This is a genomic window from Dactylosporangium sp. CA-152071 (assembly GCF_050936335.1).
Taxonomy (GTDB): domain Bacteria; phylum Actinomycetota; class Actinomycetes; order Mycobacteriales; family Micromonosporaceae; genus Dactylosporangium; species Dactylosporangium maewongense.
The window spans coordinates 6,468,747-6,494,748 of record NZ_JBNJMZ010000001.1; the positions used below are offsets into that span (position 1 = coordinate 6,468,747).

The 26,002-nt window shown below is 70.3% G+C and carries 19 protein-coding genes and 1 tRNA gene; 11 read left to right on the forward strand and 9 right to left on the reverse strand.

Annotation, left to right across the window (positions count from 1 at the left end; translation table 11 throughout):
• Positions 1–54 precede the first annotated feature (54 nt).
• The 3 genes from ACQEVZ_RS29060 to ACQEVZ_RS29070 are packed head-to-tail and all read left to right on the forward strand — an operon-like array spanning position 55 to position 2,508.
• Positions 55–891 (forward strand): SDR family oxidoreductase, encoded by an 837-nt coding sequence (locus ACQEVZ_RS29060; protein ID WP_433372239.1) that lies wholly within the window; start codon positions 55–57, stop codon positions 889–891.
• A gap of 49 nt (positions 892–940) precedes the next feature.
• Positions 941–1,435, forward strand: a complete 495-nt coding sequence (locus ACQEVZ_RS29065; protein ID WP_354889786.1) for a SigE family RNA polymerase sigma factor — start codon at positions 941–943, stop codon at positions 1,433–1,435.
• On the forward strand, positions 1,432–2,508 hold the full coding sequence (locus tag ACQEVZ_RS29070) for a hypothetical protein (protein WP_433372243.1): 1,077 nt from the start codon (positions 1,432–1,434) through the stop codon (positions 2,506–2,508). Before ACQEVZ_RS29065 ends, ACQEVZ_RS29070 begins: the two co-directional genes overlap by 4 nt.
• Here the strand turns inward: ACQEVZ_RS29070 and ACQEVZ_RS29075 are convergent.
• The gene (locus ACQEVZ_RS29075; protein WP_360573384.1) at positions 2,505–3,161 is read right to left on the reverse strand and encodes a hypothetical protein; all 657 of its coding nucleotides are present in this window, start codon (positions 3,159–3,161) and stop codon (positions 2,505–2,507) included. The two genes, ACQEVZ_RS29070 and ACQEVZ_RS29075, sit on opposite strands and share 4 nt — an antisense overlap.
• A gap of 106 nt (positions 3,162–3,267) precedes the next feature.
• Between ACQEVZ_RS29075 and ACQEVZ_RS29080 the strand changes: the two genes are divergently transcribed.
• The 4 genes from ACQEVZ_RS29080 to ACQEVZ_RS29095 all read left to right on the forward strand — a co-directional run bounded on the left by ACQEVZ_RS29080 (position 3,268) and on the right by ACQEVZ_RS29095 (position 8,444).
• Complete coding sequence (locus ACQEVZ_RS29080) at positions 3,268–5,181, forward strand: IPT/TIG domain-containing protein (protein WP_433372246.1); 1,914 nt, start codon at positions 3,268–3,270, stop codon at positions 5,179–5,181.
• 313 nt (positions 5,182–5,494) lie between these two features.
• Entirely contained in the window at positions 5,495–6,358 is an 864-nt protein-coding gene (locus tag ACQEVZ_RS29085) for an efflux RND transporter periplasmic adaptor subunit (protein WP_433377052.1), read from the forward strand.
• Positions 6,355–7,128, forward strand: coding sequence for an ABC transporter ATP-binding protein (locus tag ACQEVZ_RS29090; protein WP_433372249.1), 774 nt, complete (start codon positions 6,355–6,357; stop codon positions 7,126–7,128). The genes ACQEVZ_RS29085 and ACQEVZ_RS29090 overlap by 4 nt, the downstream gene beginning before the upstream one ends.
• Positions 7,125–8,444 (forward strand): ABC transporter permease, encoded by a 1,320-nt coding sequence (locus ACQEVZ_RS29095; RefSeq protein ID WP_433372252.1) that lies wholly within the window; start codon positions 7,125–7,127, stop codon positions 8,442–8,444. The genes ACQEVZ_RS29090 and ACQEVZ_RS29095 overlap by 4 nt, the downstream gene beginning before the upstream one ends.
• 49 nt (positions 8,445–8,493) lie before the next feature.
• On the opposite strand, the gene ACQEVZ_RS29100 is transcribed toward ACQEVZ_RS29095, so the two are convergent.
• Positions 8,494–10,809: an AbfB domain-containing protein gene (locus tag ACQEVZ_RS29100; RefSeq protein WP_433372255.1), complete on the reverse strand. Its 2,316-nt coding sequence runs from the start codon at positions 10,807–10,809 to the stop codon at positions 8,494–8,496.
• Between the two features lie 175 nt (positions 10,810–10,984).
• On the reverse strand, positions 10,985–13,825 hold the full coding sequence (locus ACQEVZ_RS29105) for a PQQ-dependent sugar dehydrogenase (protein ID WP_433372258.1): 2,841 nt from the start codon (positions 13,823–13,825) through the stop codon (positions 10,985–10,987).
• Between the two features lie 624 nt (positions 13,826–14,449).
• On the opposite strand from ACQEVZ_RS29105, the gene ACQEVZ_RS29110 reads away from it, so the two are divergent.
• Both ACQEVZ_RS29110 and ACQEVZ_RS29115 read left to right on the forward strand, forming a co-directional pair.
• Positions 14,450–15,094 (forward strand): DUF6230 family protein, encoded by a 645-nt coding sequence (locus ACQEVZ_RS29110; protein WP_344501279.1) that lies wholly within the window; start codon positions 14,450–14,452, stop codon positions 15,092–15,094.
• A gap of 76 nt (positions 15,095–15,170) precedes the next feature.
• Complete coding sequence (locus tag ACQEVZ_RS29115) at positions 15,171–16,736, forward strand: DUF6114 domain-containing protein (RefSeq protein ID WP_433372261.1); 1,566 nt, start codon at positions 15,171–15,173, stop codon at positions 16,734–16,736.
• Here ACQEVZ_RS29115 and ACQEVZ_RS29120 read toward each other — a convergent pair.
• Positions 16,724–17,797, reverse strand: a complete 1,074-nt coding sequence (locus tag ACQEVZ_RS29120; RefSeq protein WP_433372264.1) for a CaiB/BaiF CoA transferase family protein — start codon at positions 17,795–17,797, stop codon at positions 16,724–16,726. The two genes, ACQEVZ_RS29115 and ACQEVZ_RS29120, sit on opposite strands and share 13 nt — an antisense overlap.
• A 3-nt stretch (positions 17,798–17,800) precedes the next feature.
• Positions 17,801–19,474 carry a DUF885 domain-containing protein gene (locus tag ACQEVZ_RS29125; RefSeq protein ID WP_344501282.1) on the reverse strand — a complete coding sequence of 558 codons (1,674 nt, stop codon included), beginning with the start codon at positions 19,472–19,474 and terminating at the stop codon, positions 17,801–17,803.
• A gap of 133 nt (positions 19,475–19,607) precedes the next feature.
• Here ACQEVZ_RS29125 and ACQEVZ_RS29130 point away from each other — a divergent pair, with 133 nt between their 5' ends.
• The gene (locus ACQEVZ_RS29130) at positions 19,608–20,600 is read left to right on the forward strand and encodes a DMT family transporter (RefSeq protein WP_433372267.1); all 993 of its coding nucleotides are present in this window, start codon (positions 19,608–19,610) and stop codon (positions 20,598–20,600) included.
• Here the strand turns inward: ACQEVZ_RS29130 and ACQEVZ_RS29135 are convergent.
• Both ACQEVZ_RS29135 and ACQEVZ_RS29140 read right to left on the reverse strand, forming a co-directional pair.
• The gene (locus ACQEVZ_RS29135; protein ID WP_433372270.1) at positions 20,496–21,530 is read right to left on the reverse strand and encodes a PHP domain-containing protein; all 1,035 of its coding nucleotides are present in this window, start codon (positions 21,528–21,530) and stop codon (positions 20,496–20,498) included. The two genes, ACQEVZ_RS29130 and ACQEVZ_RS29135, sit on opposite strands and share 105 nt — an antisense overlap.
• Before the next feature lie 3 nt (positions 21,531–21,533).
• Entirely contained in the window at positions 21,534–21,923 is a 390-nt protein-coding gene (locus ACQEVZ_RS29140; protein ID WP_344501285.1) for a hypothetical protein, read from the reverse strand.
• 133 nt (positions 21,924–22,056) lie between these two features.
• Between ACQEVZ_RS29140 and mtnA the strand changes: the two genes are divergently transcribed.
• On the forward strand, positions 22,057–23,103 hold the full coding sequence (gene mtnA / locus ACQEVZ_RS29145; RefSeq protein ID WP_433372275.1) for an S-methyl-5-thioribose-1-phosphate isomerase: 1,047 nt from the start codon (positions 22,057–22,059) through the stop codon (positions 23,101–23,103).
• 791 nt (positions 23,104–23,894) lie between these two features.
• Here the strand turns inward: mtnA and ACQEVZ_RS29150 are convergent.
• Complete coding sequence (locus ACQEVZ_RS29150) at positions 23,895–25,775, reverse strand: ATP-binding protein (RefSeq protein WP_433372278.1); 1,881 nt, start codon at positions 25,773–25,775, stop codon at positions 23,895–23,897.
• An 89-nt stretch (positions 25,776–25,864) separates the two neighbouring features.
• Positions 25,865–25,951, reverse strand: a tRNA-Ser gene (locus ACQEVZ_RS29155).
• Positions 25,952–26,002 lie beyond the last annotated feature (51 nt).

Consider the following 26,002-nt stretch of genomic DNA (forward strand, 5'->3'; position numbering starts at 1 on the left):
CTTTCCAGAAGTTAGTGCTTTCTTGGAGATAGCAAACAGGACGAGGGAGTTCTCATGACCATCACCGTCACCGGCGCCACCGGGCAGCTCGGCCGCCTGGTCGTCGACCAGCTCAGGCAGCGGGGCGTCGACGTGGTCGCCGCGGTTCGCGACACCACGAAGGCCAGCGGCAGGCACGCCGACTACGACAAGCCGGAGACGCTCGTGCCGGCGTTCGAGGGCACCGACCGGCTGCTGTTCATCTCCGGCAGCGACGCCGGCCGGCGGCTCGACCAGCACCGGGCCGTCGTCGACGCCGCCGTGAAGGCGGGTGTGGGCCACATCGTCTACACGAGCATCACCAGGGCCGACACGTCGGCGAACCCGCTCGCGCCCGAGCACAAGGCGACCGAGGAGCTCATCGTCGCGTCGGGGCTGCCGTACACCTTCCTGCGCAACAACTGGTACTTCGAGAACTACACGGCCGGCCTGGCCACCGCGCTGCAGCACGGCGTGATCCTCGGCGCCGCGGGCGAGGGCCGCGTCGCCGCCGCGACTCGCGAGGACTTCGCCGAGGGTGCCGTCGCGGTGCTCACCGGAGAGGGGCACGAGGGGAAGATCTACGAGACCGGCGGCGACGCCACCATGTCGCTCAACGACCTCGCCGCCGAGGTCACCGCGCAGTCCGGCACCAAGGTGGAGTACCGGGACCTGCCGGCCGACGACTACGCGCAGGCGCTGATCGGGTTCGGGCTGCCGGAGCAGTTCGCGCGGCTGCTGGCCGCGGCCGACGCGTCGATCGCCGCCGGTAGCCTCGACGTGCCCGGCGCCGACCTGTCGACGCTCATCGGCCGCCCCACCACGACCCTCGCCGACGCGGTGGCGGCGGCGCTGAAAAGTCTGAAGAGCTAGGGAACGCGTCGGCGCCCCCAGGCGTGTGTGTGCTGTGGGGACGCCAGTAATGACCGCGACAAGCAACGACTTCGAGTCGTTCTACCGGTTCGAAGCCGATCGGCTCTACCGCGCGCTCGCCGTCACCCTCGGCGATCCGCAGCTGGCCCGCGAGGCCGCGGATGAGGCGATGGCACGCGCCTACGCCCACTGGGGCCGGGTCCGTGACCACGACAACCCGGGTGGATGGGCGTTCCGCGTCGGACTCAACTGGGCCACCTCCTGGTGGCGCAAGGTCCGGCGGGAGCGCCCGTTGCCGTATCCGGACCCCGACGCGGGCGCCGTCGGCGGCGTGAAGGAGGGGCCCGACACGCATGCCGGCGCCCTCGCCGCGCTGCGGCGGCTGCCGCTGCCGCAGCGGGCCGTGATCGTCTGCCGGGTCCTGCTGGACCTGTCCACCGTGGAGACCGCCACCGTGCTCGGCGTCGCCGAGGGCACGGTCAAGAGCCGGATGGCGCGCGGCCTCGCCGAGCTGCGCCAGTCGCTGGGTGAGGAGCAGGGATGACGACCGGAGACATCACCGAGGTGATCCGCCGCGCCGCCGATGCGGTGCCCGCCGCGGGTCCGGATCTGGATGCTGTACTGCGAAGGCACCGCCGCAACCGCCGGCGCACGGCGACGTCCGCCGCGCTCGGGGCGGTCGCCGTGACGGCCGTAGCGGCTGTCACCGCAATCATCGCGTTAAATCCGGGCGGACCGGCCGTCGGGCCGGCAGCCCCAAGCCGAACAATCCAAGACCAAGGGCCGAGGCAGCGCCTGCCGCTCAACGCCGGCTGGGCGCTGGGGCCGGACAAGAACGGCGGCAAGGTCACGGTCCCGCAGGTGCGCGCGCTGTACGAGCTCGGCGCCGACAGGCACCTGGACGGCACCCCCGTCCCCGAGATCGTCGACGACGTCCGGGCCTGGGTCCCGCTCGACGACGGCCGCTCCGTGGTCCTCGGCGGCAAGAACCTCAAGCCCGGCGTCAGCCGCGAGGACGGCCCCGACGTCAGCGACTTCGCGATCCGCCTGCTGGTGCTGGACGCCGGCGGGCAGGTCGGCCTGCAGCGGGAGGTGCGCGTCCAGGGCCAGGACGTCGAGCTCCTCGGCGCCACCGCGACGACCGCCTACCTGTACCGCACCCCCGGCCGGATCATGGCCCACGACCTCGCGACGGGTGCCGAGCACAGGCTCACGGGCCTCGAACCGGTGCCCTCCTGGGAGACGCACAGCCTGACGGTCCAGGGTGGCCTGCTCCTCGCGGCCCCGCATGCGTCATGCGGGCTGAGGGCCGTCGCGCTGGACACCGGAAAGCAGCTGTTCGTCGCATACCTGCCCTGCGCGGCGACGCGGGTCATGCGGCTCTCGCCCGACGGCCGCACCCTCGCGGTGGCGCTGAGCGACCCCGCGGGGGTCGTGACCCTGTTCAGGATCGACGTCGCGACCGGGAGGGTCGGCACGACGCCGGTCACGCGGGGCGAGAGGTCCGGCGTGCTCGGCGTGGGCTGGGCCGGCGGCACCGTCCGGGTGGTGTGGCTGCGCCTACCCGCGACCGGCGCGCACCCGCTGAGCGAGGAGCTCCGGATCACGGACGTCTAGTAGGAGGCGGCGAGCGTCGCGAGGCCCGCGCCGACCAGTGCCACCGCCCAGACGGTGTCCAGGTTGACGCGGGCCAGCCGGGAGAGCCGCAGCCCCACCGTCTGGTAGACCACGAGTGCGATCGCGCCGGCGACGGTGACCATGGCGGCGGTGTGCACGCCGGTGGCCAGGAAGCCCGCCCACAGCGGATCACCGAGAGCCGAGGCGGCGTGGGCGTGCCCGAGACCCGGCGGCGGGTCGGCGACCAGCACGGGCACGAGCATCAGGCCGGCGCCGTGCACGCTCGACATCAGAAACGACCACCCGGCCAGCTGCGCGGCGGACAGGTGCAGGCCCGGCGGGCCGACGTGCCGGCGCGACACCGCCCGCCACAGCCCGAAGCCGACGAGCACGAGGCCGCCGCCGATCGCCACGACCCGGGTCGCGACCACCGACTGCAGGGCGCTGACCAGGCCGGCGACCACGAAGATCGAGGCGGCGTGCCCGGCCGCGATCGGCGCGAGGGCCCGGAGCACCGCGGCCCGGCTGCGCTCCTGCACCCCGTTGGCGACCGCCAGCAGCCAGCCCATGCCGGGGTTGAGGCCGTGGAAGGCCCCCATCGCCGCGAGCAGCGCGATCACCGGCACGACCCCGGAGCCTAGCGCGCGTGTCATCCGGCCGGTGGACACCGGCCGGGTGGGCTTTCCGGTGACGCCTCATGCCGCCGGGGGTGGGGTCGATGGCACGCACGTCGCGGTCACCGACCCTCGAGGAGCACGGATGCACCCTGGAGCACGCACCATCTTCGGCCTGCTGATGGCGGCAGGCGGCACCCTTGTGGCGGTGAACCCGGCGGCGGCCGCGGCGGTCACCCCGGCCGCGCTGCCGCACAAGGTCGGCGGGTTCACCGAGCCGACCACCCGGGTCAACGCGAAGTCGCAGCCCGGCGTGTACGGGACGCTGCCGGACAGCGCGAGCGTGAAGGCCGACCTGCCGGCCGTCGGCGACCAGGGCCAGATCGGCTCGTGCGTCGCCTGGACCATCGCCCACTCGATCATGGGCTACTACGCGAAGCGTGACGGCGGGACCGGCGCCCCGTACGCGCCGCTGTACCTCTACATGCGGTCGGTGCAGAAGGGCGGCGCGCCGAACGCGGGCCTGTCGCCGGAGAAGGCGCTGACCGAGGCCGCCGTCAACGGCGTCGACACCCAGGACGACTACCTGCAGGGCACCACCAACTACACGATCCCGCCGACCGCCGCGGAGATCGCGAACGCCAAGAACTACAAGGTCTCCAGCTGGAAGACCCTGTGGACCGGCTCGGGCCAGGGCACCGCCGGGCAGGTCGCGGTGGAGACCGCGATCGCCGCCGGCTCGCCGGTCGCGATCGGCATGCCGGTCTTCAAGGACTTCATGTACCTGACCGGCGGCGCGCTCTACCAGACGACCAGCGGCACGAACCTCGGCGGGCACATGGTCACCGCGTACGCGTACGACGCCGAGGGCGTGTGGATCCGCAACCAGTGGGGCACCGCGTGGGGCGCCTCCGGCGACGCGCACCTCGCCTGGGCGTTCGTCAACACCAACGTGCAGGCCGCGTACACCATCTCCGGCGTGACCACCCCGTCGAAGGTCACCGTGCCCCGGCCGTCGGTGTCGACGCTGTCGCAGGTCCGCGGGCCGATCACCGGCGGCACCGAGGTCACCATCACCGGCGGCAACCTGGCCACCGCCACGACGGTGAAGTTCGGCGAGACCGCGGCCCAGTTCCGCAAGGTCGAGACGAACGGCGTCATCAGCCTGGTCGCCACGTCGCCCGCGCACGCCAAGGGTGCCGTCGACGTGACCGTCGTCAACGTCGCCGGGGCCAGCACGCTGAACTCGCAGGCGCGCTTCCTGTACCAGCCGCCGCTGCCCGTCGTGACGAGCCTCAGCGCCGCGAGCGCGTCCGTCGTCGGCGGTGACGTCCTCACGGTCACCGGCGCCGGCTTCGACGGCGCGACCGCGGTGCGCATCGGCGCCAACCCCGCCGCCAAGGTGAAGGTGCTGTCGCCGACGACGATCACCTTCACCGTGCCCGCGAAGCTCGTCCCCGGCATCTACGACGTGACGGTCGTGACCCCGTCCGGCATCAGCGCCACGGTCGCCGCCGACAAGCTCGCGATCGTCAACCCGCCCGCGCCGACCATCGTCTCGCTGAGCGTGACCAGCGGCCCGACCTACCTGCCCACCCCGGTGGTCGTCACCGGCACCAACCTCGGCGGCGTCACCGGGGTCAGCGTCGGCGGGGTGGCCGCCCTGTACCAGCGGGTCTCCGACACGCAGCTGAAGGTCACGATGCCGGTCCACGCGGCGGGCCAGGCGACCGTGCGGGTGACCACGGTCGGCGGCACCGTCGAGGGCGTCTCGGCGCCGTTCACCTACGTCGCGCCGCCCGCGCCGGTCGTGTCCGCGGTGGCCCCGGCGACCGGCGGCACCAGGACATGGACGACCGTCGAGGTCTCCGGCAGCAACTTCGTGGCCGTCGACAAGGTCACCTCCAACGGCGTCGCGGTCTCGTTCGTCAGGCTCTCCGACACCAGGCTCAAGGTGTACCTGCCGCCGCGCCCTGCGGGCCCGGTCCAGCTCCAGGTCATCACGAAGGGTGGCACCAGCGCTGCTGCCACGACGTCGACCTTCACCTACAAGGTCTGACGTACCCGCAGGAAAAGGCCGTCCCGCACCCGGGCATCCGGGGGCGGGACGGCTTTGCCCGTCCCGGAGGTTGCATCCCGGTGCTGTCGAGATGAGTACATTTCCTCACCCGGATGAATCGTTTGATGGGGCATCGCCTCACCCGATCGACCGCTACCCTTTGCCGGACTTCGATCCTTGCTGGGGGTGAACCCGGGTGCGACGAATCCTTTTCGCGGTGGCCGCCGCCGGTGCGATCAGTGCACTGGGCGCCTGCACGGCATCTGGCCCGGAGGAGGTGCGCACTCCCGGACTCGCCGACCGGGGCCTCACGATGACCACAGTGAAGCCAACCCGGCAGGACCTGACCAACAAGGTGAGCCTGACCGGCAAGGTGCAGCTGAGCCCGACGTTCGGCCTGGTCGCCCCGATCGACGGCGAGATCCGCTACCTCGACGTGAAGGCGTCGACGAGCACGCCGACGAAGCCCACCAAGGTCGCCAACATCTGGGCCGGCGGCAAGGCCACCCCCATCGAGGTGCCGGCCGGCGCCGTCTTCAGCGGCCGCCTCGTCGACGACCGGTCCAAGGTGACCGCCGGGATGCCGGTGGTATCGGCGAAACAGGCCGGCTACGGCGTGGTCGCGGACATCGAGGGCGCCCAGGCGTACCAGATCTCCGACCAGCTCGAGTCGGTGCAGGCGCAGATCAAGAACGGCCCGGGGCCGTTCCCCTGCACGGTCCTCGGCACGCTCGCCGCCCTGCCCGCGGGCACGATCCCGGAGCCCGTCACGCCGACGCCCAACCCGTCGGCCGCGCCGGTGCCGCAGCCGAGGGTCACCGGCCAGCAGCAGCAGCCTTCCGAGCCCACGGGCATGCGGCTGGTCTGCGTGCCGCCGGCCGAGGTCAAGGCGATCAACGGCGCCGCCGCCACGGTCGAGGTGATCACCGCCCGCGCCGCGAACGCGCTGGTCCTGCCGGTCGAGGCGGTCGCCGGCTCGCAGGGCAAGGGAAAGGTCGACGTCGTCAAGGCCGACCAGACGCGGGAGACCCGCGAGGTGACGCTCGGGCTCAGCGACGGCAAGGTCATCGAGATCAGGAGCGGCCTCACCGGCGACGAGACGGTCGCCGTGCCCGGGCCGAACCTGCCGGCCGCCAAGAACAACGGCGGGGAGCCGATGCCCGGGTTCAGCAAATGAGCCCGCTCATCGAGATGGTGGGCATCACCAAGACGCTGAAGGGCCAGCAGGAGCCCCGGGTGATCCTCGACGGCGTCGACCTGACCGTCGACCCCGGCGAGAGCGTCGCGATCCTCGGCCGGTCCGGGTCGGGCAAGAGCACCCTGCTGAGCCTCATCGGGCTCTTCGACCGGCCGGACGACGGGCACTACTTCATGGACGGCCGCGACCTGGCCCGCATCCCCGAGCGGAAGGCCGCCGCCCTGCGCAGCGCCCAGTTCGGCTTCGTCTTCCAGCGCTTCTTCCTGCTCAAGCACCTGACCGCCGCCCAGAACGTGGCGATGGCGCTGGTCAACGGGCAGGGCTGGCTGCCGCGCCGGCACCGCCGCGCCCGCGTGCTGGAGGCGCTCGACCTGGTCGGCATCGCGCACCTGGCGAAGCAGCGACCGGCGAAGCTCTCCGGCGGTGAGCAGCAGCGGGTCGCGGTCGCCCGCGCCCTGGTGCGGCAGCCGAGGCTGCTGCTGGCGGACGAGCCGACCGGCGCGCTGGACACCGAGACCGGCAACCTCGTCATCGAGGTCATGCGCGCCGCCACCGACCGCGGCTGCGGGCTGATCCTCGTCACGCACGACCACGCCCACGCGGCCAAGATGCAGCGCGTGCTGACCCTCACCAACGGCGTGCTGACGGCACCGGACCAGGGTCCGACGGAAGTGCTGACGGCACCGGACCAGGGTCCGACGGAAGTGCTGACGGCACCGGGCTGGGGCGCGACGGAGGTGCCGGCATGATCCGGCTGTCGGGCCGGCTCCGGTCGGCGCTCATCATCGGCGGGCAGGGCATCAGGTCGCGCAAGCTGCGCACCTTCCTGTCCATGATCAGCCTGTTCCTGGGCGTCCTCGCCGTCGTCACCGTCCAGGCCGGCGCGGAGACGGCGAAGACCCTGCGCCTCGCCGACCTGGAGCTGCACGTCGGCAAGGACGGCACCCGGCAGATGTACATCCCGCCGATGCCCGACGCGATGGACGCCGCCCTCACCACCGTCACGGGCAAGCCCGGCGCCGTCGGCATGCTGGGCTACCAGGCGATCATCGGCGAGCCGGACGTGCTGCCGATCAACCAGGGCGCCGCGCCGTTCGACAACAACGAGGGCGGCTACTACGGCCCGGGCATGCCGATGAACTGCGACCCGATGACCGGCATGTGCCGCCCGATGGAGCCGGTCGCGCAGCCGCCCCGCGGGCAGGCGATCGAGGTCGTCCTGCAGGGCCTGACCGGCGACGTCCGGCAGTTCCGCCCGTTCCGCCCGGTCAGCGGCGACTGGCTCGACTTCGGCGGCGACCCCTCCTACTCGCCCCGCCTGGTGATCAACAAGGAGGCGGCGAAGGGCTTCACCCGCTACCAGATCCCGGCGGAGATGCGGGTCGAGGGCGCGACCGCCAACCCGACGCCCCGCATCATCGGCGTCGTCGACGACGGCAACCCCCAGCCGACCGCCTACGTGCGGGCCGACGAGATGCGCAACTGGATGCCGAAGCCGTCGGCGAACCAGATGTACGGCCCGGGCCTGCAGCTGCTGTTCGCCCCCGGTGCCGGGGAGACCGAGGCGCTGGTGATCCGTAAGCTCACCGGCCTCGGCGTACCGCAGGAGATGCTGCACGTGGAGACCATCAACGCCCGGAAGGACATCGCGGGCGAGCTGGCGATCATCCGCTGGATCTTCCTCGGCATGGCCGCCCTGGTACTGCTCATCGGCGTCGCCGGCATCCTCAACGTCGGCCTGGCGACCGTGGGGGAGCGGGTCGAGGAGTTCGCGCTGCGCCGGGCCGTCGGCACGCCCCGCTCGCTGCTGGCCGGCATCGTCCTGGCGGAGACGCTGCTGACCGGCCTGCTGACCGCGGCCGCCGCGATCGGCCTGGCGGTGGTGGCGCTCGACGTGGGCGCCGGGCTGCTGGGCTCGCGGGTGCCGCAGCTGCAGGAGATGACGTTCCCGTGGCAGGCGGGGGTTGCCGGCGTCATCGCGGGCCTGGTGGCGGGCCTGCTCGGCGGCCTGATCCCGGCCATCCGCGCCGCGCGGATCCCGATCGCCACGGTCATGCGGGCATGAAGAAGGGGGCGCCCTTCGAAAGAGCGCCCCCCTCCCTACAGCAGGACCACTACGGAGCCCAGGGGTTCTCCACGGACCACGTGGTGTCCTCGGTGAAGCTGGTGGGGTTGTCCCACGCGTTCGGCCCGCCCGGCGTCGCCAGCCACAGCTCCGACGCCCGGTGGCGCAGGAACTGGCCGGGGAAGTTCCAGGCGGTCAGCCGCACCCCGCCGGTGCCCTGCTGGGCGCACCAGGTGGCGTCGGCCTTGAAGAGCGCCGAGTTGTCGTTCGGGTCCTTGCGCACCCGGTAGGCCTGGTGCCGCAGGTACTGGCCGGGGAAGTTGCGCGACTCGAAGGAGTAGCACGACGCGTCGGCCAGGCCGGGCACGATCCTCCAGGTCGCGTCCTGCTTGAGCAGCGTGCTGCTGTTGGCGTCGACGACCTCGGTGTAGCCCAGGCTGTTCTGGTGCCTGATGTACCGGGTGGTGCAGCACGGCGTCACGACCCGGAACGACCGGTACACGTTCGTCGGCAGCGTGGCCGGCGGCGGCGGGTTGGTCGAGGCGTTGATGAGCGCCTGGTTCGCCGCCCGGAACCGGGCCACGTCGACCTTCATCACCTGGCGGTCGTAGGTGAGGAAGCCGTTGCTCTCGTTCTCCACGTCGGTGATCTCGGTGTAGACCGACGCGGACAGGCCCGCCGGCATGCCGCCGGTGCGGAGCTGGTCGTACAGGCCGACGATGCGGTTGTTGAGGTTCGTGGCGTTGCCCTGGTCCTCGTAGCTGAACCCGTTGCCGGGCGACCACTCGTGACCGGAGACGCGAAGGCCCAGGCCGCCGAACTCGCCGAGCACCGCGGCGCGGGTCGCGGTCGGCAGCGTGGAGCCGGGACCGACGTAGATGTGGTTGTCGATCACGTCGCCGTTGCCGCCGTCGACGGAGCCGCAGCAGTTGACCCCGCTCATGTTGTTGACCAGGCGCGACGGGTCGTAGGCCTTGACGTCGTTGGCGATGCGGGCCTGGTCGTACTGCCCCCAGCCCTCGTTCTGGTCGACCCACATGACCAGCGACGGCGAGCTGCGGTGCTGGTCGATGATGCGGTGGTACTCGGCCTCCCACTGGGTCCGCGCGGCCGTCGTCGGGTTCTTGCCGGTCGGCATGGCGGGCATGTCCTGCCACACCAGGAGGCCGAGCTGGTCGGCGTGGTAGAACCAGCGCTGCGGCTCGACCTTGATGTGCTTGCGCACCATGTTGAAGCCGAGGTCCTTGTGCGCCTGCAGGTCGGAGCGCAGCGCGGCGTCGGTGGGCGCGGTGTAGATGCCGTCGGGCCAGTAGCCCTGGTCCAGCGTGCCGGACTGGAAGACGAACTGGCCGTTGAGCAGGATGCGCAGCTTGCCGTTGACGTTGCCGATCGAGATCGACCGCATGCCGGCGTAGCTGCCGACCGAGTCCACGACCGTGGAGCCGCTCTTGAGGTCGACGCGGACGTTGTACAGGAATGGGTCGCTGGGCGACCAGCGGTGCGCGTTCGGCACCGGGACGCTGAACGCGGTGCCCGTCCCGCCGTTGGCGGTGCCGACCTGGGTGGTGCCGTTCAGGACGGTGGCGGTCACGGTGTGCCCGGACAGGCCGGCGCCCTGCACGTTGACCGACAGCGTGTTGTTGGACAGGTTCGGCACCAGGTCCACGCGGGTGATCCGGGCCGTCGGGGTCGGCTCCAGCCAGACCGTCTGCCAGATGCCGGAGACGCCGGTGTAGAAGATGCCGCCGCCCGCGTGTGGGAGCACGTCGTTGCGGCGCTGCTTGCCGACCGCCTGGGTGCCCGCGTCGGTCGGGTCGTAGACGCCCACGATGATCGTGTTGGTGCCGCCGTTGAGCAGGCTCGTGATGTCGTAGGTGAAGGCGTCGTAGCCGCCGCTGTGCACGGCGCCGGCCTGCGTGCCGTTGACCCACACGGTGGTCTGGAAGTCGACCGCGCCGAAGTTGAGCTGGACCCGGCGCCCGGCCCAGCCGGACGGGACCGTGAAGGTGCGCTTGTACCAGAGCCGGTCGTTCTCCGTGACCTTGCGCTGGATGCCGGACAGCGCGGACTCGACCGGGAACGGGACGCGGATCTGCTCGCCGAACGTGCCGGGCGGGCTGGTCTGGCCGCTGCCGGTGACCGCGAAGTCCCAGATGCCGTTGAGGTTCTGCCAGTCGGTGCGGGTCAGCTGCGGGCGTGGGTACTCCGGCAGCGGGTTCGCCGTGGGCACCGAGTTGGTCCACGGGGTGGTCATCGGCGGCGTCTTCGGAGTCCATGCGCTCGCGGGGGCGGCCGTGACGATCACGGTGCCCGCCGTGGCCAGCAACGGTGCCAGCGCGAGCGCGAACCATCTGGAGAGCTTCATACGAGTGGCTCCTCGAGGTATGCGTCAGCCCCGGTGGCGGCCGAGGCTGATCCGTGGGGGCGTCAGACGTCCCCACGGACCAACACATAACCTCACGATCCAACGAGAAGTGTCAAGAGTCACACATCAATATCCCGCACAAGTGCGGCGCTGGACCGAACATTTTCCAACATGGTCAGGCCCCGACGAGTTCGAACTTCTCCCAGGGCCCGATCGCCGCCCGGTTCGCGATGAGCGAGCCGGCGCCGTTGTTCTCCGCGACGACGTACATGCTGTTCACCGTCGCCTGCAGGCTCTCGCTGCCGTCGGCGTTGCGGATCAGGTTGAACGTCTCCCACGACCCGGCGGTGGGGCGGTTGGCCAGGAGCGGGTTCGCGCCGCCGTTCTCCGCACAGACGAACTGGCCGTTCGCCTTCGACTTCAGGGCGACCTTGCCGCCGCCGAGGTCGACCAGCTCGAACTGCTGAGCGGTGCCGATCGTCGCCGAGTTGGCGATCAGCGCGGTGGTCGCGTTCGCCGCCGTCACGTACTGGTTGTTCGTCAGCGACCGGAGGCTGACCGTCGGCCCGGCGCTGACGGTGCCGGTCGTGAACGTGAACGCGTCGACGTCGAACAGGTAGCCCGTGCCGCCCTTGAACACCAGGTACAGCGTGGTGGCCGTGGCCGGGCCGGCGGCCAGGTTCGCCGTCACGTTCGCGAACGTCTCCCAGCCCCCGGTCGGGGCGACCGTGGCGGTGCCGAGCAGCGTGCCGGTCGGCGAGCCGGCCCGGACCTCGATCGTGCCGCCGGCGCCGGCCGAGGACACCCGCGCGGTGAACTGGGTGACGTTGTTCAGCAGGTACGGCGTGTAGGCGATCCAGTCGCCGTTCTCGATGAAGCCGGCGGTGTTGCCACCCTCGGCCGCGGCGTGCGGGGCGATCTGCACGCCCGACTGGCTGCTGTAGTGCTCACCCTGCCGGTGCTTCGGCTGCAGGGTGCGGATGACGTGCGTGGTCAGGCCGCCGTTGTCGGTGTACGCCGCGTCGAAGACGCCGTAGATGTTCGCCGACGCGTCGTGCTCGCCGTCCACCGGCACCGCGATCGAGCCGGTGCAGCCGGTCTTCGAGGTGATCTGGTGGGCGTGGCTGTCGTGCCCCAGCGAGTAGGTCATGCTGACCTTGGCGCAGTTGATCGTGCCGTCCTCGGGATCGGTGACGCTGATCGTGAAGGGCACCGTGTCGCCGAAGTTGAACAGCTGGCCGTCCGCCGGGAGCGTCAGCGTCACCTTGGGCGCGGTGTTGCCGACGGTCACGACGGTGCTCGCCGAGCCGGTGAGCCCCTGCGGATCCTTGACGGTCAGCGTCGGGGTCTTCGTGCCGTTGGTGGTGTAGGTGTACGTGGGGTTCGCGGCCGTCGAGTCGGTGGTGCCGTTGCCGTCGAAGTCCCAGGCGTAGGTGAGCGCGCCGCCCTCCGGGTCCGAGCTGCCGGACGAGGAGAAGCTCACCGTCAGCGGGGCGGGGCCGGACGTCACCGACGCGGTGATCTTCGCCGTCGGGGCGCGGTTGCCGCCGCCGATGTACTCCACCCGATACAGCGCCTGGTTGTTGCTGCCGGTGCCGTAGTCGAGCACGTACAGCGCGCCGTCCGGGCCGAACGCCATGTCCATGACCTGGGTGCCGGCCCACGGGAACGTGGAGATCTCACCGGGGGAGCCGTCGGCGTTGACCTTGATCGGCTTGATCCAGCGGCGGCCGTACTCGCCGGCGAAGAACTGGCCGTCGAGGGTCTGCGGGAACTTCACGGCCGAGTTGAGACCGGCGTTGTAGCGGTACACCGGGCCGCCCATCGGCGACTCGGAGCCGCCGCCGAACTCCGGCGGGGTCGAGTCGAACCCGTAACGGATCCAGCTCGGCTTGGCCGCGGGCAACGTGGTCAGGCCGGTGTTGCGGAACGAGTTGTTCGTCGGGCCGCCGGTGCAGTTGTACTTGGGACCGGTGGTGTTGGTGGCGAAGTTCCACTCGTTGTAGGTCTCGGCCGTGGTGTTCGTGCCGGTGCAGTACGGCCAGCCGTAGTTGCCGGGGCCGGTGATCCGGTTGAACTCGACCTGCCCGCCGGGACCGCGGTTGGGGTCGGCGGCGCCCGCGTCAGGGCCGTAGTCGCCCAGGTAGACGATGCCGGTCGGCTTGTCCACGCTCATCCGGAACGGGTTGCGCAGACCCATCGCGTAGATCTCGGGACGGGTCTTCGCGGTGCCCGGGGCGAACAGGTTGCCCGACGGGATGGCGTACGTGCCGTCCGTGTTCGGCTTGATCCGCAGGACCTTGCCCCGCAGGTCGTTGGTGTTGGCCGAGGACCGCTGCGCGTCGAACTGCGGGTTGCGGTTGGTCACCTCGTCGATCGGCGCGTAGGAGCCGGACTCGAACGGGTTGGTGTCGTCACCCGTGGTCAGGTACAGGTTGCCGGCCGCGTCGAAGTCGATGTCGCCGCCGACGTGGCAGCACTGGCCGCGGTCGTTGTTCACGGTCATGACGATCTTCTCGCTGGCGAGGTCCAGCGTGTTGTCGGCCTTCATGGTGAAGCGGGACAGGTTGAGGTGCCCCTGCCACGGCGCGAAGTCCGCCGCGGTGCCCGTCTTCGGCGCGTCGCCGGCCGGGGTGGACAGCGTCGGCGAGTAGTACAGCCAGACCCAGCGGTTGGTGGCGAAGCCGGGGTCGACGGCGACGCCCTGCAGGCCTTCCTCGTCGTGGGTGTAGACCGACAGCTTGGCGGCCTGCTTGGTGTTGCCGGCGGCGTCGGTGACGCGGACTGTGCCGTCACGGGCCGTGTGGATCACCGTGCGGTCGGGCATCACCGCCAGGGACATCGGCTCGCCGAGCTCGGCGCTGCCGAGGGCCAGCTGGACGTGCTGATAGTCGGAGGCGGGGAGGGGGATGGCCGAGGCGGCGGGCGCGTGGACGAACGCGGCCGCTGCGGAGCTGCCGGCGGCGAGCGTGGCCGCGGTGAGCAGCCTTCTCCACCGGCGCTGGGATGGTGCCATGCGGGGTGTCCTTCCTGGGCTGATGGGGGTGCCAGCCAGGCAAGACGCGCGCCGATCGCGCTACCTGAGGACCGCTCGCGACCGGGGCGCCGACCCTTCGCGCGCGCGGGCGGGAACTAACTGCGCGGTGGATGGCGGCCACCGTGTTAGTTATCAGAGCTAACTAACCACCGCGGGTCGCAAACGGCAATGCCGAGTTTTTCGAGATGCGGCATTTCTGCCGTTCTACGGAAAACTCATGGCAGTCGATGTGCACATTGAGAACCTCTGAGGTTTGTCGTTATAAAACCGTGACCTCTTGCAAGATTGCTCACATGTGGTAACCGTCACACGCGATTTTTGTCCGTCTTTACGCGCTTTGGAGCGCGGTCACGCGCTGGAAACGCTCCGGTAACCGATCACGGAACGTAAGAATTCTGGACTTGAGCCGTTACCGGCGAGTAACTACGGGCCTTGTCCGCGCTCGACGCAGGCGGCAACATCGTCCGCACGCCCCAATCCCCGGTTCCACCCCCTGCGGACGCAGGGCCGGCCGGGGCGTCGAGACACCCAGGCCGGTGCGAGCGCCCGCAGTGACAGGAGCGCAGCACCGCACGCACCCCCGCGACCCAAGAGGAGCTTCTCGTGTCCGTAGCTCAGGGCAGCGCGGTGAAGGGCCGCACGCGATGGAAGCGTTTCGCAACCGTCGTCGTGCCTTCCGCCTTCATCGCCGGCGCCATCGTCTTCGGCCAGGCGACCGGCGCGATCGCCGCGTCGTTCAGCGTCTCCGGCCAGCAGTTCAAGGTCTCCGCCGACAAGCTCGAGGGCACCGGCTTCGTCCAGTACGGCGGCCTCGCCACGGAGAAGGGCGGCAACCCCGCCAACCCGGCCGACCCGAAGAACCACTTCGTCGCGGTCTCGGGCATCAAGTCCGCCAAGCTCTACAACCTGTGCCAGTCGGTGAAGGTCCCCGGCCTGCCCGTCAGCATGGTGATCCACGCCGGTCAGGCCGCGGGTGCCCCGGCCGAGGCGACCGACCTGCTGATCGACCTGACGTCGCTCAAGGGTGACGCCACGTTCGAGAACATCCAGATCGGCATCGACGCGTCGGACCTGAGCAAGGGCGGCCCGAACGCCAAGGGCCTGCAGGGCAGCTTCGCCCAGCAGGCGGACAGCGTGGTCATCACCAACCTGAAGCAGGTCGCCTGGTCGACCACGGCCGGCACGTTCAAGCTGACCGGTCTCGACCTGAGCCTCTCCACCGGTGGCACCCCCTTCGAGTGCTTCTAGCCTCACCGCCTGGGCCCGCGGCGTCACACCCGCGGGCCCAGTTGTTTGCCGTCAGTCTTTTCAGCTGGAGGGCTCCGTGACCACTCCCCACCCTTCGCACGTCAAGCGCCGTGCCGGTGGCTTCAGCAAGTGGCGCGACTCGCGTCCTTTCTGGGGTGGGTTGTTCCTGCTCTTGTCGGGGCTGGAACTGTTCCTCAGCGCCAACCTGCAGCTCGCCCTGGAGGTCCACTTCGGACCGACGGGCTTCCTGTCCTACGTCATCCCCGCGATGCTGCTGCTGTGCGGTCTGCTGACCTGGCTGTCGCCGGCGCAGCGGCTGTTCTACGGCATCCTGGGCACCCTCACCGCGCTGTACTCGATCATCGGGCTCAACCTGGGCGGCTTCTTCCTCGGCATGATCTTCGGCGTCATCGGCGGCGGCCTGGCCGCCTCCTGGTCGCCCGGGACCCCCGCGGAGTCCACCACCGTCGAAGATGACGACACGGCGACCTACGAGCCGGCGGAGCTCGACGACCTGCTCAGCAACGAGCCGGACGAGCCGGCCGGCTACGAGCGCCCGTCGCTGCGCAAGGAGACCGACGCCGGTCATGACATCGCTCATGACGAGCCGACCCGGGAGCAGCCCCTCCCTCGGCATTCGTCGGGCGTGTTGACCGACTCGCTGCCGATCTCCCAGCGCAGCCCTCTGCACGACGCGCCGTCCTACGGCGGGGGCGGCAGCGCCGACGACGAGCGGCCGCCGTCGGGCAACGACGACCTGCCGAGGCGGCGCGGGCTCGGCATCCCGCTGTTCGCGCTGCTGCTCACCGGCACCGTCGCGGGATCGGCCCTGTTCGGCGCGGCCCACGGCGGCACGCCGGCGTTCGCGGCGCCGGCCGTCTGCGCCTCCCCGTCGGTGAAGCCGAGCACCGGCACCCAGCCGGCGCCCAGCGGCGGCGCCACGTCGGCACCCGCTCCGGCATCGCCGAGCCCGAGCCCGTCGCCGACCAAGACCGCGGAGGAGAAGCCGGGCCTGCTCGACTGGCTCGGCGGCCTCTTCGGCGGCGGCGACGACAAGAAGGCCGAGACCACCGCGTCGGCGACCGCGGCCCCGCCCGCGGCGCAGGCGGAGACGACCGCGTCCCCGGCCGCGCCGGCCACGACCTCGACGGCGACGAAGTCGCCCTCGAAGGCACCGTGCGCGAGCGCGTCGGCCACCCCGAACGACAAGAAGGCCCAGGTCGCGGCCGGTCAGCCCTTCGTGGCGTCGGCGCCGTCCATCCTCATCGCCGACCAGATGACGATGGACAGCCTCGTCTACGACGGCGTGGCGGAGCTGACGAAGAAGGACGGCAGCAAGGTCAAGGTGCTGGCGTTCAGCATGAAGAACTCGGTGTCGACCCCGTTCGAGCTGCGGACCCCCGGAGCGCCGAAGCTGCTGCTGACGAAGAGCAGCAAGCTGACCGTCGAGGGCAACGTGAAGTTCTACACGTCGAAGTTCTCCGCGAACGTGCTGGGCATCCTGCCGCTGACCTTCACCCCGTCGTTCCCGCCGCCGCCGATCCCGCTGCCGGGGTACTACACCAACTGCAACATCGAGCTGGTCTACGTGCAGTCCAACGTCCTTCGGGCGCCCGGGCTGAGCATCGCCTACGCGTCCTGATCAGGTGGTGGGAGTCGATAGGTCACCGGGGTCTCCGACAACCTGATCGGGGACGCCACCGACCTGGCACCGTCGACTTCCACCACCGGCGCGAGCCCCAGTCGCTCCGCCAGCGCGATTCCCTCCGCCACCGTGTTCACCGGCCCGCACGGCACCCCCACCGTGTGCAGCAGCTCGATCCAGTGCGTTTTCGGCCGCTGTACCGTCACCGCCTCGATCCTGTCGACGAGGTCCTGCCGGTGCGCGACCCGGCCGGCGTTCGTGGCGAACCGGGGGTCCGGCGCCAGCTCAAGCGCCGCTGAGAGCCGCTCGAACTGCCGGTCGTTGCCCACCGCCACCGCGAACTCGCCGTCGCTCGCCCGCAGCGTCTCGTAGGGCGCGATGCTCGGGTGCCGGTTGCCCATCCGCTGCGGCACGACGCCGGCGTTCAGGTGGGCGGAGGCCTGGTTGACCAGCCCGGCGAGCAGGCTGGACAGCAGGTCCACCTCGACCCGTTGCCCCCGGCCGGTCCGCTCCCGGGCGTAGAGCGCCGCCAGGACGCCCGCGGTCAGCTGCTGGCCGGCGAGCACGTCCACCAGCGCGACGCCCACCTTCGTCGGCGCGCCCGCCGGGTCGCCCGTGATCGACATCAGGCCGCCGACCGCCTGCACGAGGAAGTCGTACCCGGGGGAGTGGTGCTGCCGGCCGAAGCCGGTGACGCTGGCGTAGACGAGCCTGGGACTGCCGATCTGCTCGTAGCCCAGACCGAAGCGCTCCATCGTGCCGGGGGCGAAGTTCTCCACCAGTACATCGGCCGCCGACGCCAGCTCGAGCGCCTGTCGCCGGCCGTCGTCGGTGCCCAGATCCAGCGCCAGCCCGCGTTTGTTGCGGTTGACGGACAGGAAGTAGGTCGAGCGCCCGTCGGCGGCGAACGGCGGCCCCCACGACCTGGTGTCGTCGCCCGCGCCGGGCCGCTCCACCTTGACGACGTCGGCGCCGAGGTCGCCGAGCGTCATGGTGGCGATCGGCCCGGCGAGGACTCTGGAGAAGTCCGCGACGAGGATGCCGTCGAGCGGGCCCACGCTCTAGATTCTCTGCAGTGCGGCCCGCAGCGGGTCCAGGCCCAGCGAGCCGAGGTTGAGCGCGTCGCGGTGGAAGGCCTTCAGGTCGAAGGCGGCGCCCTTGCGGGCCCGGGCGTCGTCGCGGGCGGCGAGCCAGGCGCGCTCGCCGAGCTTGTACGCCGGCGCCTGGCCGGGCCAGCCCAGGTAGCGGTTGAGCTCGAAGCGCAGGCTCTTCTCCTCGACCCGGCAGTGCGCGCGCAGGAACTCCCAGCCCAGCTCCGGGGTCCACCGCTCGCCCGGCGCGAAGCCGAACGGGTTGTCGCGGGGGATCTCCAGCTCCAGGTGCATGCCGATGTCGATGATCACCCGGACGGCGCGGAACGCCTGGCCGTCGAGCATGCCGAGCTTGTCGCCCGGGTCGGCGAGGTAGCCCAGCTCGTCCATGAGCCGCTCCGCGTAGAGCGCCCAGCCCTCGCCGTGGCCGGACGACCACGCCAGGATCCGGCGCCACCGGTTGAGCAGCTCGGCCCGCACGTACGTCTGCCCGATCTGCAGGTGATGGCCGGGGACGCCCTCGTGGTAGACCGTGGTGACCTCGCGCCAGGTGGAGAACTCCTCGATGCCCTGCGGCACCGCCCACCACATGCGGCCCGGGCGGGAGAAGTCCTCGCTCGGGCCGGTGTAGTAGATGCCGCCGTCGGACGTCGGCGCCAGCATGCACTCGATCTGCCGGACCTGCTCGGGGATGTCGAAGTGCCGCCCGTGCAGCTCGCTCACGGTCGCGTCGGCGAGCGACTGCATCCAGTCGCGGAACGCCTCCTTGCCGCGGATCGTGCGGGCCGGGTCGGCGTCGAGCGCGGCGACCGCGTCGTCGACCGAGCCGCCGGGCACGATCTTGTCGGCGACGGTGCGCATCTCGCTCTCGAGGCGGGCGAGCTCCTCGAAGCCCCACGCGTACGCCTCGTCGAGGTCGACGGTGGCGCCGAGGAAGTAGCGGGAGGCGAGCTGGTAGCGCTCGCGCCCGGCGGCCTCCTTCTCCCGGCCCAGCGGCGCCAGCTCGCGGCGCAGGAACTCCGCGTGCGCGACGGTCGCGGCGCGGGCCGCCACCGCGTTGCGCGCCAGCTCCTCGGCGAGCGTGGTCTTGTTGCCGGCGCCGACCTTCGCGGCCAGGTCCGGGTAGAAGTTGTCACCCTCGGGATCGGCCCAGACCTCGCACTGCTTGGCGACCTCGATGATCTGCCGGGCCGGCGCGACGTGCCCCTGCTGCGCGGCGTGCAGCAGGGAGCGCTGCCACTGGTCCAGCGCGACCGGCACCTCGGCCAGGCGGTCGCGGACGTTGGTCGCGGCCTCCTCGCCCTCGGTCGCCATGAGGTCGAACGAGCTCCGCACCCCGTGCAGCGGGCTGGAGATGACGTTGATGTCGCTGGTCATGTCGCCGGCCTCGAACCGCTCCAGGGCGAGCCCCAGGCGCTCCTGCATGGCCTCTCTGGCCACCCGCTCGCTCTCGCTGGTGGGCGTCTGCGCCGCGAGGGCGGCGAGGGTGCGCCGGTCCAGGTCGGCGAGGGCTGCGAAACCGTCGGGCGACAGGTCGGTCAACCTGTCGTCATACCCGGCCACTCCGACGAAGGTCGCCCCGGTCGGGTCGAGGGGCGCCCACTGCTCGACATAGCTGTTGGCGATGTCATCGATAGATCCCACGCGCCGACCCTACGGGACTGCGTCCGGCGCTGTCGCCTTTGTCGAGGCCAATTCGCAACTGGTGGACTGACCTGCGCCCAGACGTCCGAAATCCGCGCGACTTTTTGTTTTCGACGGGAGCAAAGTAAGGCCCATGACGTCTCCAGCTCCTGACGCGTCCCGCTGGCTTCCGGCCTTCCTGGCCGTCGCCCTGATCTGGGGCACCAGCTTCATGTTCATCAAGGACGCGCTGGTCGAGCTCGAGCCGGTGTACGTCGCCGGCTACCGGATCCTCCTCGGTGCGCTCACCCTGCTGGTCTTCCTGTTCGCCCGCGGCCTGCGCCCGCCGCGAGGGCTCCGCCTCTGGGTCCACCTGTTCGTCTACGCGACCGTCGCCACCACGGTGCCCTTCACGCTCTTCGGCTACGCGGAGCAGCGGGTCCCGTCGGTCCTCGCCGGCATCTGGAACGGCACCGCCCCGCTCACCACGCTCGTCGTGACCCTGGTCGCGATGCGGTCCGAGCGCCCCTCCCGGCGGCAGATCCTCGGACTTCTCGCCGGTTTCGCCGGTGTACTGGTGGTCCTCGGCGTCTGGAACGGGGTGGGCGGCTCGTCGCTGGCAGGCCAGCTGATGCTCCTCGGCGCGGTCACCTGCTACGGCATCGCGTTCAACTACACCCGCTGGCTCATGAAGAACTTCGAGCTGTCGGCCCTGCAGCTGTCGGTCGGCCAGCTCACCATGTCGACGCTGCAGCTACTGGTCGCGGCGCCGCTGATCGCCGGGGCGCCGCCGTCGCCGCTGTCGCACTCGCCGCGGGTCTACCTGGCGGTCGTCGCGCTCGGCGTGTTCGGCACCGGGATCGCCTTCGCCCTGAACAACCACGTCGTGCGCACCGCCGGGATCACCACCGGCTCGATGGTGACCTACCTGCCGCCCTTCGTCGGCGCCGTGGCCGGCGTCGTCGTCCTGCACGAGCACCTGACCTGGAATCAGCCCGTCGGCGGCATCATCGTCCTGTGCGGCGTCGGCATCTCGCAGGGGCTATTTGTGCGATTGGGTCCAGCTTCTAAGGTCGGCGGCCGGAAGCGTGTTGACGATCCGGTCGAGCGGCACCCCGCAGGCGACGGCACGCGCGCAGCCGTTTGACAGCCAGTCGAGCTGCCCGGGAGCGTGCGCGTCGGTGTCGATCGAGAATTTGCACCCCGTCTCGAGCGCGACCCGCAGCAGCCGCTTCGGCGGGTCGAGCCGCTCCGGCCGCGAGTTGATCTCGATCGCCTTGTCGTGCTCGACGGCCTTCTCGAAGACCTGCTCCGGATGGAACCGGCTTTCTGGCCTGGTGCCACGACCGCCCGTGATAAGGCGCCCGGTGCAGTGGCCCAGAATGTCCAGGTGCGGGTTGGCCAGAGCGGTGACCATGCGGCGGGTCATCACGTCCGGCTCGTCCTTCAGGTTGCTGTGCACCGACCCGACCACCACGTCGAGCCGCTCCAGCAGCTCGTCGGTCTGGTCGAGCGAGCCGTCGGCGAGGATGTCGACCTCGATGCCCGTCAGGATCCGGAACTGCATGCCCAGCTCCGCGAAGCCCGCGTTGAGGTCGGCGACGACGTCGAGCTGCTCGGCGAGCCGCTCCGCCGACAGCCCCCGGGCCACCGTCAGCCGCGGCGAGTGGTCGGTGAGCACCAGGTATTCGTGCCCGATCGCGGCCGCCGCCAGGGCCATCTCGTCGATCGGCGACCCGCCGTCGGACCAGTCCGAGTGCGCGTGACAGTCACCGCGCAGCGCCGCCAGCATCGCGGCGGTCGCCTCGTCGAGGTCCTGCCCGGCGGTCGACTCCAGGCGGCGCAGGTAGACCGGCTCCTCGCCGGCGAACGACTCGACCACGCACCGGGCGGTCACCTCGCCGACGCCCTGCAGGTCCTTCAGCGTGCCGTTGCCCGCCCGCGCGGCCAGCTCGCCCTCCGGCAGCTTCGCCAGGGTCGCCGCCGCGCCGCGGAACGCGCGCACCCGGTAGGTCTTCTCGCCGGCTCGCTCCAGCAGGAACGCGATGCGCCGCAGATCGGCGAGCGGATCCCTCATGCTCTAGAAGGTAGTGCTCCTCGACGGCCGGTGCGCGACCACCGTCCGTGTCCTCGTCAGTGTCGCGAACGGGTTGGCGAACTGCAGCACCAAAGCCTTGTGCCGGGACTCCGGCCGGCAGGTGATCATCAGCAGCTGGTCGCCGCCGCGCACGTCCCAGAACGTGCCGTCGTGCACGCCCGCCGTGATCACCCCGTCGATGTGCAGCGCCCCCGGCCGCAGCCGCTTGGCCACCGCCGGCGCCTCGGACCGCGGCACGATCCTGATCGAGGCGATCTCCTCGACCGGCACCTCGACCCTTCCTGTCCCCGTCCACCAGCTGTCCAGCCCCTGCGGCTCGATGACCAGGGCCGTGTCGGTGACCGTCAGCTGCAGGTTTGTCGGAATTCTCATCAACGCGACCGGCCCAACCGTCATCAGACCCAAGACCGTCGCGAGCGCCAATCCGGTGCTCATAACCGCGAATGTACGCCCGTCAACGTTTCGTGTTGGCCGTTTCCGAAAATCATGACCGTTGGGAGTTGACATGCGAACGATCGACTGGATCGACGACGCCGTCGTCCTTATCGACCAGACCCTGCTGCCGTCCGAGCTGGTCCACCTCCGCCTGTCCACTGTGGATGAACTGGTCGACGCCATCAAACGCCTGGCCGTGCGCGGCGCACCGGCCCTCGGCGTGGCCGGCGCGATGGGCGTCGCCCTGGCGGCCGCCTCGTCCTCCGACCCCGCGGTCGTCCGCGACCTGGTGCACCGCCTGGCCACCGCCCGCCCGACCGCCGTCAATCTCGCCCGCGGCGTCGACCGCGCCGCCGCCCACCTGCCGTCCTTCCCCGCCGTGCTGGCCGAGGCGCTGCGCGTGCGCGACGAGGAGATCCATTCCTCCACCGAGATGGCCCGCCGCGGCGCCGACCTGGTCACGTCCCTCTGCGGCCCGTCCGCCCGCCTCCTGACCCACTGCAACACCGGCGCCCTGGCCACCGTCGTCGGCGGCACCGCCCTCGCCGTCGCCTTCGAGCTGCACCGCCGCGGCACCCTCGCGAGCGTCACCGCCAGCGAGACCCGTCCCCTCCTGCAGGGCGCCCGTCTGACCACCTGGGAGCTCGCCCGGGCCGGCATCCCCCACCGCCTGTCCGTCGACTCCGCCGGTCCCTTCCTCATGGCCCGCGGCGAGATCGACGCCGTCATCCTCGGCGCCGACCGCATCTGCGCCAACGGCGACGTGGTCAACAAGGTCGGCAGCTACGCCCACGCCCTGGGCGCCCGCGCCGCCGGCATCCCCTTCATCTGCGTCGCCCCCGAATCCACCGTCGACCCCTCCACCCCCACCGGCGCCGACGTGGAGATCGAGGACCGCGGCCCCGCCGAAGTCGTCGGCACCGCCGCCCCTGCAGCCACCCCCGCGGTGAACCCCGCCTTCGACGTGACCCCCGCCTCCCTGGTCACCGCCATCGTCACCGACACCCGCATCTGGTACCCCACCCCACCCCGCCCTGCCCACCACGCCGCCGACTCCCCGCGCACCGCCCCCTCGCGCCTGCCCCACCCCGCAACCCACCCCGCACTCGAGCAATGACCACAAGTCGCACGCCTGCGTCGTCGCACAGGGACATCGCAGTGTCGTGAGTCACTTCGACCGTGATGCCACCGACCAGCCCACGGCGGCGCACGAACCGGGAAGGACTCAAGGCGCGGACTCCAACGCCAGCAATTGCTCGACAAGGCCGAGCGCACGCTGATCCCGGCCGTCGTGCTCTTCAAATCCACGTCCGCGGGTCCGGCGACCTGCGGAGGCATCGTGGCTGGAGTACCCGGAGCTCCCGCGATGCAGATGTTGGCCAATGCCCCGGAATACTCCTTTTCCCGGATCGACGTTGCGCGATCCACCCCTATTTCAGAGATCGAACTGGGGGTGGATCGCGCAACGTCTATGGAGCAATAGCCGCAAAGCAGGGCATTGACCAATGTCTGTCAAGGGAGTGCCGCGAGCAGCCGGGCTCGGGCCTGGACGGCCTGCGCGGTCAAAGCCTGAGCCGCGTGAGGCAGTGATCCCACATCTCGGTTCGAAGCTCAACTGGGACTAGCGATCTTGAAACGCCAAAACGCCCGGTCGGTCTGTGGGGACCGCCGGGCGTCTGGGCTGGCCGAGGTGCGGTGGCGCGGGGATTCGAACCCGGGGAAGGCTTGCACCTTCACACGCTTTCGAGGTCTGCCCACCCGCGTCCGGGAGCGGTCACCACCGTCCGTGACCAGGTGCGGCAAGGTGACATGGACCGCCTGGGCCGCCGGTGGAGGCTGGCGAATGAGACGACAACTGAGACGACCTCGATGGGTTGAAGGTCGGCTCTCGCGGCGGAGCGCGCGACCTCAGGCTTCCGGAATTTGCGGTACCCGCCGATAGCGAGCGGTCCGCGATCGTGGCTGGCCGGTCATCTCCACCAGACCCCGTTCCCGAAGCGCCTTCAAGGCGCGAAAGACCTGGTGCGGCTTCAGGCCGGTGCGCTCCTCGATCTCGCTTCGAGACGAACCTTCGGCGGAGAGCCCGGCCATCACTTGAGCCGAGTTCCGAGTCAGGTCGTCATCCGTCGTTACCGGCTCGTCAGTCTGTTCCGTCTGAAGCGGATCATTCGACGGAAGGCGATACGTTGTCGTGCCCCGCGTTCCCTCCTGTTCGATCAGGCCCCGCTCGACAAGGTCCCGTAGCTCGCGAGTGACCGTTCGGCTGTCCTGAACGCCGGTGGACGCTCGATAGGCGCTGTTCGTCATCACGACACCGTTTCGCATCATCACCAGGGCGCTCATTTGCGACCGCGACAGCGGCCGGTTGTCGAGAGACTGCAACCATTCGAGCGCTTCCTGGTCGAGCAGTGTGTGGTTCGGGAACTCTGCGGTGAATGATGAGACCGAGTCGGTGAAATGCGGTGGCTCCATGCCGGCCTCGGTGAGTGCGATCCGGATGCGGGTGATTCCGCTTCCGCGGTTCTCGCACACCATGTGACCGTCGAAGTACGGCGTGTCCTCCAGGATCTTGAGCAGGGCCTTGTTCCGTGATGACGTGACGCCGGTAATGCCCAGCACACCGACGTCGACCGGCCCGTAGAGCCCGCCGGGGTTACGGATCACGAGCCGATCGGGGTACATCTCGACCTGGACCTGCATGCCGCGTGCGAAGTCGGAGTAGTCGCGGTGGACCAGCGCGTTGACCAGCGCCTCGCGCAGGACCTCCTCGGGATACTCCCACTCGTCGATGCGGAAGATGCCAGAGATGATGCTGCGCCGCTTCATGTTGCGCTTCAGGATGCGCACGCACTCGTTCACGATGAACGGGATCGAGCCGTCCACCGACCGGTTCTCGGTGAACCGTTCACCGGCGGGGCCCAGCACGCCGGGTTCGCTGGTGGGATAGGCGACGAAGGTGAGGTAGAGCTGGGGCTCGAAGGTCTGCGGATAGACGCCGAACGCCAGCAAGCCGGCCAGCGTCGGCACGGACCTGCCGTCGTGAACGGTCAAGACGTTGAGCATGGTCAGAGCGCGCTCGTCGTCGACCTTTCGGAAGATCTCACCCCTGGTCTCGCGAATCCGGTGAAGAAATCGACCGAGTGCCTCCTGGTCCAGATCCGCGATGCTGGCATCTGACATCGCCCGGACGTCGTGCTTCTGCTCGGTACGGTTCGCGAGCAGCACAGCGACCTCGTAGTCGGTCAGCCGCCGGTCCCCATCACCGACCCGGATCCGTGACCCGGCCCAGGGTCCGAGGCTTCGCTTGTGGCACGGGCGCTGATCGCGTGGTGTCGGTGGCACGTAGCAGGCGACAACGTTCTTGCCATCGATGGCGACCGTAAAGATCTCCGCCCGGACGGCCGGCTCCATCTCGGAGCACACCGCGCCGATCTGGCTCTCCATCGCCCCGGCGTCGGTGACACCGACGGCGGCGAAGCCGGACTTTTCATCGACACCCAACAGGATGCAGCCACCCTGAGCGTTGGCGAACGCGCTGATCGTCTCCCAGAGTGTGGCGGGCAATCCCCCCTGGGACCGCTTGACCTCGCAGAGGAAGTGATCGTTGCTTCCTCTCGCGGGCCTGTGCAACAGGCTGTAGTACAGAGCTGTGTTTTGTACTACAGCATGACACTGTCGGTGTAGTACAGCACGTTGTGTGTAGTACAGCGAGGGGCGACCGAAGTGCAGGAGAGGATCGTCGACTGGTCGCCCTGGATGCTCCGTGGCCGCCAACGGTGCACAGAGCACCCTGCCACAACTGAGACGAAATGAGACTGGAATGCCGAACGCCCGGTCGTCTCCGTTAGGAGATGCCGGGCGTTCGTGCTGGCCGAGTGCGGTGGCGCGGGGATTCGAACCCCGGGAAGGCTTGCACCTTCACACGCTTTCGAGGCGTGCTCCTTAGGCCACTCGGACACGCCACCGCCGAGAAGGCTACCGGATGCCCATCCGCGTCTGCGCGGGGGATGGCCGTT